Here is an 8,029-nt window from a genome sequence, read left to right as displayed (position 1 = left end):
CACTCAGGCATTGGTGATACTGGCTCGCAAGCTTGCTCGGATCGTATTCGCTCTACTGAAAGGACAGGGCGAATACCAACCCAAAGCTGGTTGAGGGCTTCCCCTCAACCATAGAATCTCCCACAGGGGATTTGTGAGCGACGCAGATCAGTGTGGGAGCGGGCTTGCCCGCGAAGACTGACCTGAGGTCGCGGCCATTCCAAAGGAGCGTTCGCGTTTCGCGAACGCTCGTTGCCAACTGAAGGTTGGATTCCCGCCCCCTCGCTCCTCTAGCCTTGGCGCATATTCCAAGAATAAGAGGTCCCCCGCGATGACTGCCCCCCTGAGTGCAATCAAGGTAATCGAGATCGGCACGCTGATCGCCGCGCCGTTTGCCGCGCGCATGCTTGCCGAGTTCGGCGCCGAGGTGATCAAGATCGAAGCCATGGGCCAGGGCGATCCCCTGCGTAAATGGCGCAAGCTGCACGAGGGCACCTCGCTGTGGTGGTACTTGCAATCGCGTAACAAGAAGTCTTTGGCGCTGAACCTGAAATCCGCCGAAGGCATCGAACTGGTCAAGCAACTGGCGACCAGCGCCGATGTGCTCATTGAAAACCTGCGCCCCGGCGCCCTGGAAAAACTCGGCCTGGGCTGGGACGTGTTGCACGCCCTCAACCCCAACCTGACCCTGGTGCGCATTTCCGGTTATGGCCAGACCGGCCCATACCGCGATCGTCCGGGCTTCGGCGCGATCGGCGAGGCCATGGGCGGCATTCGCTACACCACCGGTACGCCCGGTTCGCCGCCAGCGCGAGTCGGTGTCAGCCTCGGTGATTCCCTGGCATCGCTGCACGCGGTGATTGGCGCCTTGATGTCGCTGCTACGGGTCAAGACCGGGCAGGGCGGTGGGCAAGTGGTGGATGTGTCGTTGGCTGAAAGCGTGTTCAACGTCATGGAAAGCCTGGTGCCGGAATACGACATGCAGGGCCACATTCGCGAACGCAGCGGCGGCGCTCTGCCGGGCATCGCGCCGTCCAATACCTACCTGACCGCCGATGGTGCCTATGTGGTGATCGCCGGAAACAGCGACCCGATCTACAAGCGTCTGATGGAAACCATCGGTCGCCGTGATCTGGCTGATGCGCCGGAGTTCGCCCACAACGACGGTCGTGCACTCAAAAGCAATGTGCTCGACGCGGCGATCACTCACTGGACCAGCAGCCTGCCGATCGACGACGTGCTGTCGGCCCTGGAAGCTGCCGAAGTTCCCGCCGGGCGCATTTACTCGGTGGCCGACATCGTCGCCGATCCGCATTACCAGGCGCGGGACATGTTGCTCAGCGCCGACCTGCCCGGCGGCGCTACGGTCAAGATGCCGGGCATTGTGCCGAAACTCTCCGAAACCCCCGGCGGCGTGAACTGGTCGGGACCGACGTTGGGCCAGCACACCGACGGTATTCTCGCGGGGCTCGGGCTGACGGATTCGGACATTGAACGGCTGAAAACCGAAGGGGTGGTGCAATGATCACTGATTTTTCCCAGACTCTGATCGTTCAGGAAGTTTCGCCTCGGGACGGTTTGCAAATCGAGCCGACCTGGGTTGAAACCACCGACAAGATTGCGCTGATCGATCAGTTGTCGTTGGCCGGTTTCACTCGTATCGAAGCAGGGTCGTTTGTCTCGCCCAAGGCGATTCCGGCGCTGCGCGATGGCGAGTTGGTGTTCAAGGGCATCACCCGCCAACCGGGGGTGATTTACGTCGCGTTGATCCCCAACCTGAAAGGCGCGCAACGGGCGCTGGCGACCCGGGCCGACGAACTGAACCTGGTGATGTCCGCCAGCCAGACGCACAACATGGCCAACATGCGCATGCGTTGCGAAGACTCATTGGCCGCGTTTGGCGAGATCGTGCACTACGTCGGTGATACGCAGGTGCGGCTCAACGGCAGCATCGCCACCACTTTCGGTTGCCCGTTCGAAGGCAAGATCGATGAAGACCGCGTACTGCAGATTGTCGAGGCGTATCAGGAGCTTGGCATCCAGGGCATCACCCTGGCCGACACTACCGGCATGGCCAACCCGCGGCAGGTTGATCGACTGGTGCGGCGGGTGTTGCAGCGGGTTTCGCCAGCTGATTTGACCCTGCATTTTCATAACACCCGCGGCCTTGGCTTATGCAACGTGCTGGCCGCCTACGAGGCCGGGGCCCGACGCTTCGACGCGGCACTCGGCGGCCTCGGTGGCTGCCCGTTCGCACCGGGTGCCTCGGGCAATATCTGCACCGAAGACCTGGTGAACCTGTGCGATGAAATCGGCATTCCGACCGGCATCGATCTGCCGCTGTTGCTGAAGTTGTCCCGAGGTTTACCGGCGCTGCTGGGCCACGAAGTGCCCGGTCAACTGGCCAAGGCCGGACGCAATTGCGACCTGCACCCAAGCCCGTCCTGACACACCGACTACCCCTGTAGGAGCTGGCTTGCCAGCGAAGAGGCCAGCCCATCCAACATCAATGTGGACTGAGCCACCGCTTCGCCAGCAAGCCGGCTCCTACAAAAAACACAACGAACCAGACAACAAAAACAATCGGACACCCAAGGGAAGTCCGCCTGGAGAAACACTATGAGCCTTAACGTACTGGAGGCGGGCGCGAGCCCGTCCGTTAGCCACGACGAAGAAAAAGCCCTGGTCAGCAAGGTCGCCTGGCGCCTGATGCCGCTGATCATGGTCTGCTACCTGTTCGCGTTTTTCGACCGCATCAACATCAGCTTCGCCAAGTTCCAGTTGCAGACCGACCTGAGCCTCAGCGACACCGCTTACGGCCTCGGCGCCGGGCTGTTCGTGGTCGGTTACGTGATCTTCGAAGTGCCCAGCAACATGATGCTGTACAAGGTCGGCGCACGGCGCTGGATCGCCCGGATCATGATGTCCTGGGGCCTGGCCACCGCCGCCATGGTCTTCGTCAACAGCGAATGGCAGTTCTACGCGCTGCGCTTCGTGATCGGTGCGATGGAGGCCGGTTTCGCCCCTGGCGTGCTGTATTACCTGACGCTGTGGTTCCCGCAGCACTATCGCGGGCGCATTACTTCGATGCTGTTCCTGTCCTCGGCGTTTGCCGGCCTGGTTGGCGCACCATTCTCCGGGCTGGTGCTGCAACACCTTGACGGTTTCCTCGATATGCGCGGCTGGCACTGGCTGTTTCTGCTCGGTGGCGTGCCGTGCATCGGCCTCGGCTTGCTGGTGCTGACGCTGCTCAAGGACCGCATCGAAGACGCCCATTGGCTGACGCCGTCGGAGAAGACCTTGCTGGCCAGCCGTATCGCCCATCATGAACCGCACAAAAGTGGTGGCTCATTGCTCGCCGCGCTGCGCATACCGGGCTTCCTGACCCTGGGGCTAATCTACTTCCTGATTCAGGTGGCGTCCTACGGCTTGAATTTCTGGGCCCCGCAACTGATCCGCAGCGCTGGCACCGAAAGCCCGGTGATGATCGGTTTGCTGACCGCGATCCCATACATTTGCGGCGCCATCAGCATGGTGGTGATCGGGCGGTTGTCCGACTCGACCGGCGAGCGCCGCAAATTTGTCGCCGGTTTGGTTGCGGTGGGCGCGGTAGGGTTCTTCTGTGCGGGGATCTTCGCTAACCACACGACCTTCCTGATTGTCGCCCTGGGCCTGCTGGGTGCCGGGATCATCGCTTCCATCCCGAGCTTCTGGACCCTGCCGCCGAAACTGCTGGCCGGTGCGGGTGCGGGCGCTGCGGGCGGGATCGCGGTGATCAATACCCTCGGACAGTTCGGCGGCATCGTCAGCCCGGTCATGGTCGGCCGGATCAAGGACCTGACCGGCAGCACCACACCGGCACTGTACGTGATCGGCGTGGCGGCACTGATCGCCGTAGCCCTGCTGATGTGGGGGTTGCCGCAGAAATTGCGCACGCTCGACAAGTTTTAAAAGATCGCAGCCTTCGGCAGCTCCTACATGGGACCACGCATCCCTGTAGGCGCTGCCGGAGGCTGCGATCTTTTGATTTTCAAGAAACTGCTATCACCGCTTTGCCCGGCGTAGCACTGAACTGAATCAACACCACACCCGCCACCAGCAACAACGCCCCAAACCCCCGCGACACAGTCATTTGCCGCTCGACCAAGCCAAACATCCCGAAATGATCCAGCACCAGCGACGCGACCACTTGCCCGGCCAGCGCCAACGCCATGAACCCCGAGGCCCCAAGCTTGGGTAGCAGCACCAGCGCCAACGAAATAAAGCACACCCCAAACGCACCACCGGCCCACATCCACAGCGGCGCCTTACTGATGAAGGCCAATGACGGCAACGGCAAGCGCATCGCCAACATGACCGGCAACAACACCACAATACTCACCAGCAATGACGCGAGCGTCGCCCACAGCGGGTGACCCAGGCCCCGCCCCAAATTCGCGTTAATCGCACTCTGAAAAGGCACCACCGCCCCGGCAATCACCGCCAGCAACAACAGGCCGGTCCAATGCAACGTACTCATGATCGTTCTCCAACAGGTTTTGCTGGACTCTAGAGTATTCGTCGCGCAGATTTAAATTCCGAATTGCTATCCAGAACATGCATCAGATGAATGATCTACGGCGCATTGACCTCAACTTGCTGGTGATCCTCGACGCCTTGCTCACCGAGCAGCACGTGACCCGCGCGGCCGAGCGCTTGCCCCTGAGTCAGCCCGCCGTCAGCCATGCCTTGGCGCGCTTGCGTGACCTGCTCGGCGATCCGCTGCTGGTGCGGGCCGGCGCCAGCCTCGTGCCGACCCCTCGGGCCCTGGAGTTGATGGCGCCTTTGACCGAAGCCCTGGCGCAGGTGCAATCGCTGCTGGCGCCGAACGCATTCGATCCGGCCACCGCCAGGCGCACGTTTCGCTTGGCGATGTCCGACTACGGCGCCGCGATCGTCCTGCCGGGGCTGATTCGTACGTTGCGCCGCGAAGCACCGGGCATCGACCTGCAAATCAGCCACGCCAGCCGCGAAGGCATGCTCGATGCGGTGCTCAACGGCGACATCGACGTGGCGGCCGGTGTCTTTCCAGAAATGCCGAACGAACTACGCAGTACGCCGCTGTTCGAAGAGCGCTATGTCTGCCTGGTGGACCGCCACAGCCTGCCCGTCGATGGCGCCCTCGACCTGCCGACCTACCTGGCGCGCCCCCACGTCCTGCTGGAAATGCGCGGCAGCGGCACCCCGGAAATCGAGCGAGCCCTGACCGCACTGCGCGAACGCCGGCGGGTGGCGATCAGCCTGCCGCACTGGAGCGTCGCCCCGGAACTCATCAGCGGCACCGACCTGATCCTCACCGTCGCTTCGCGAGGCGTGCGCGATATCGATGAACGCGCGTTGATTGTCGTGCCACCGCCGTTTCACATTCCTTCTTTTACGTTTGTGCTGGTTTGGCATAAACGGCGGGGTGGGGATCAGGCGTTGAACTGGTTGAACAGTGAAATCGAGCGTGTCGCAAATGCCCTGTAGGAACTGCCGCAGGCTGCGATCTTTTGATCTTTCCAGACTCCATCGACGATCAGTAACTCAGCCCCCGAAGACCTGATATAGACTTGCGTCCATTCACCAAGTAGTTCATCAGGATTTCCCATGACCCCATCGCTGCTAATGGCCGTTCTCGCCTCGGGTTTTATCTACGGCATCACGCCGGGGCCAGGGGTATTGGCGGTGTTTGGCATCGGCGCGGCGCGTGGTCGGCGGGCGGGCGCAGGATTCTTGTGCGGGCATTTGCTGGGAGACGTGGTCTGGTGCAGCACCGCGCTGATCGCGATTGTCGGTGCGCGGGAAATCGGCAGCACCGCGTTCGACGTGTTGGGCGTGCTCAGTGGGCTGTATCTGTTCTGGCTCGGACTGCGCGCGATTCGTGCTCGTCGTAGCAGCGCCGAGACGCCTCAGGGCCCGGCGCGACAGCCGTTCTGGCACGGCATCCTGTTCGGCCTGACCAATCCGAAAGCGTACCCGGTGGCAGTGGCGACGTTCACCGCGTTGCTCTCCAGCCGCGCCGAGTTGCTGCATTGGTCGATGCTGCCGTGGCTGATCGTCTTGAGCTTCGTCGGCGGCCTCATCGCCTACGCTATCCTCATCGTCATTGTTGGTGCGCGTCAGGTGCGTACGTTGTATCAGCGTCATGAGCTGGCAATCACCCGGTTGTGCGGGGTGATGTTCATCGGTTTCGCCATCAATGCCCTGGCGCACGCATTGCCGGGGTTGGTGACGAACAAGGCTTGAGGCTGATCGCAGGATGCGTCGGTTGTATTGAACGGTCAGGGAGGGTTATTTTTTGCTGCATTGTCCGGACACGCTCAGCGCACTATGGCAACCAGAAATTCCGCGCCGTTGGCGAGTTACATCGATCTTTTGCTGGACGCCGTGTGTGCGGTCGATAAACAAGGCCGCTTCGTTTTTGTCAGCGCGGCCTGCGAGCGCATATTTGGCTACACCCCCGACGAGCTGATCGGCCAGCCGATGATTGATCTGGTGCACCCCGCCGATCGTCAGCGCACCCTCGACGCCGCACGGGAAATCATGGGTGGCGACCCCAAGCTCAACTTCGAGAACCGTTACCTGCGCAAAGATGGGCGAGTGGTGAACATCCTCTGGTCGGCACGCTGGTCGGAGGTCGACCAGTTGCGCATCGCCGTGGCCCGCGACATCACCGAACGCAAGCAGGCCGAGTCCCGGCAGGCGGCGTTGTATGCGATCTCCGAAGCCGCCCACGCCGCGGAAGATTTGCTGGCGCTGTTCAAACGCATCCATTTGATCATCGGTGAATGGCTGCCTGCGCTGAATTTCTCCGTCGCGCTGTATGACGAACACTGCGCGCAGCTGAATTTTCCCTATCACGTCGACGACCATGAATTGCAGCCCGAGGCGCCCGGGACCATTACCGGGCGCCTCTGCGCCGAAGTGATTCGCAGCGGCCAGCCGATTCTGCTGACACCGGACCAAGATAATCTTCCCGTGGGGTTTGAAGCGCTGGTCGCGGGCCAGCATTCACCTTGCTGGCTGGGTGTACCACTGAACTCGCAAAACGGCACCATCGGCGCGCTGATCGTCAAAAGCGTACCGGGTGGCGAACGCTACACCGAGCAGGACAAGGAGCTGTTGCAGTACGTTTGCGCCCAAGTCGCGACGGCGATCGAACGCAAGCAATTGCATACCCGACTGCAGCACATGGCCCAGTACGACCAACTGACGCAACTGCCCAACCGCGAGCTGCTGCGTGACCGGCTCAAGGCCTCGCTGACGCTGGCGCGGGCGGATTCCGGGCGCATGGCGCTGCTGTACGTCGACCTCGACCGCTTCAAGGAAGTCAACGACACCCACGGTCATGCAGTCGGCGACATGCTGCTGCAAGCGGTCGCCAATCGGCTCAAGGGCTGCGTGCGCGAAACCGACACCGTGGCGCGTATTGGCGGTGACGAGTTTGTGGTGTTGTTGCACAGCATCCACGCGGCGGAAGATGCCGACAGCGTTGCGGGCAAAATCCTTCAAGTCCTGGCCCAGCCACTGCGATTGGACGGGCACAGCCTGAACATCCATCCGAGTATCGGCATCGCCAATTACCCCGAGCACGGCACCGAAGAAAAGCAGCTTTTCCGGCATGCCGATGAAGCGATGTACGCAGCCAAACGCCAGCATCATTTGCGACTCGGTGTCTGAAAAAACTTCCGCCGTTCGTCGCTGCGATTTCAATTTTTCTAAACCTTTGCAGGGATCGAAATTCTGATTCTATGCGGGCTCCTGCTCGCCGCGATCATCACCAAGAGGTAGAGAATCATGCCTAACTCAAGAAACTCGAACTCGGGAAACTTCGCCAACGATCGAACGAAGGCGTCTGAAGCCGGTCGCAAAGGTGGGAAAACTACCACCACGACTGTCGATAAAGACCCTGCGAAACCCGATATGGGCCGCAAAGGTGGTCAGAAATCCAAGTAGTGGTGAAGGTAGTTTTGATTGAGAGGCGGGAGCGTAAGCTCCCGTTTGAATTTTATTTCGAGGAGGGCGCGAC

The 8,029-nt window shown here is 61.3% G+C and carries 8 protein-coding genes; 7 read left to right on the top strand and 1 reads right to left on the bottom strand.

Going from position 1 to position 8,029, the window contains the following annotated elements; genetic code table 11:
• Window positions 1–310 precede the first annotated feature (310 nt).
• From AEQ67_RS26685 to AEQ67_RS26675, 3 genes are all read left to right on the top strand, one after another.
• Window positions 311–1,504 carry a CaiB/BaiF CoA transferase family protein gene (locus AEQ67_RS26685; RefSeq protein WP_059406761.1) on the top strand — a complete coding sequence of 398 codons (1,194 nt, stop codon included), beginning with the start codon at window positions 311–313 and terminating at the stop codon, window positions 1,502–1,504.
• The gene (locus AEQ67_RS26680) at window positions 1,501–2,427 is read left to right on the top strand and encodes a hydroxymethylglutaryl-CoA lyase (protein ID WP_059406760.1); all 927 of its coding nucleotides are present in this window, start codon (window positions 1,501–1,503) and stop codon (window positions 2,425–2,427) included. Before AEQ67_RS26685 ends, AEQ67_RS26680 begins: the two co-directional genes overlap by 4 nt.
• 171 nt (window positions 2,428–2,598) lie before the next feature.
• Window positions 2,599–3,930 carry an MFS transporter gene (locus tag AEQ67_RS26675; protein ID WP_059406759.1) on the top strand — a complete coding sequence of 444 codons (1,332 nt, stop codon included), beginning with the start codon at window positions 2,599–2,601 and terminating at the stop codon, window positions 3,928–3,930.
• A gap of 79 nt (window positions 3,931–4,009) precedes the next feature.
• Here AEQ67_RS26675 and AEQ67_RS26670 read toward each other — a convergent pair whose 3' ends face one another.
• Window positions 4,010–4,498, bottom strand: a complete 489-nt coding sequence (locus AEQ67_RS26670) for a DMT family transporter (protein ID WP_059406758.1) — start codon at window positions 4,496–4,498, stop codon at window positions 4,010–4,012.
• Between the two features lie 77 nt (window positions 4,499–4,575).
• Here AEQ67_RS26670 and AEQ67_RS26665 point away from each other — a divergent pair, with 77 nt between their 5' ends.
• The 4 genes from AEQ67_RS26665 (at window position 4,576) to AEQ67_RS34325 (ending at window position 7,956) form a co-directional block, all read left to right on the top strand.
• Window positions 4,576–5,487 carry a LysR family transcriptional regulator gene (locus tag AEQ67_RS26665; RefSeq protein WP_059406757.1) on the top strand — a complete coding sequence of 304 codons (912 nt, stop codon included), beginning with the start codon at window positions 4,576–4,578 and terminating at the stop codon, window positions 5,485–5,487.
• 120 nt (window positions 5,488–5,607) lie between these two features.
• Complete coding sequence (locus AEQ67_RS26660) at window positions 5,608–6,246, top strand: LysE family translocator (protein ID WP_059406756.1); 639 nt, start codon at window positions 5,608–5,610, stop codon at window positions 6,244–6,246.
• 84 nt (window positions 6,247–6,330) lie between these two features.
• Window positions 6,331–7,680, top strand: a complete 1,350-nt coding sequence (locus AEQ67_RS26655) for a sensor domain-containing protein (protein WP_059406755.1) — start codon at window positions 6,331–6,333, stop codon at window positions 7,678–7,680.
• 117 nt (window positions 7,681–7,797) lie between these two features.
• Entirely contained in the window at window positions 7,798–7,956 is a 159-nt protein-coding gene (locus AEQ67_RS34325) for a KGG domain-containing protein (RefSeq protein ID WP_010462447.1), read from the top strand.
• Window positions 7,957–8,029 lie beyond the last annotated feature (73 nt).

Origin of the sequence: Pseudomonas sp. RIT-PI-q, from assembly GCF_001297125.1 — a bacterium.
Lineage (GTDB): Bacteria > Pseudomonadota > Gammaproteobacteria > Pseudomonadales > Pseudomonadaceae > Aquipseudomonas.
The sequence above is the reverse complement of the archived record's forward strand: the minus strand, read 5'-3'. Positions and strand labels throughout refer to the sequence as shown.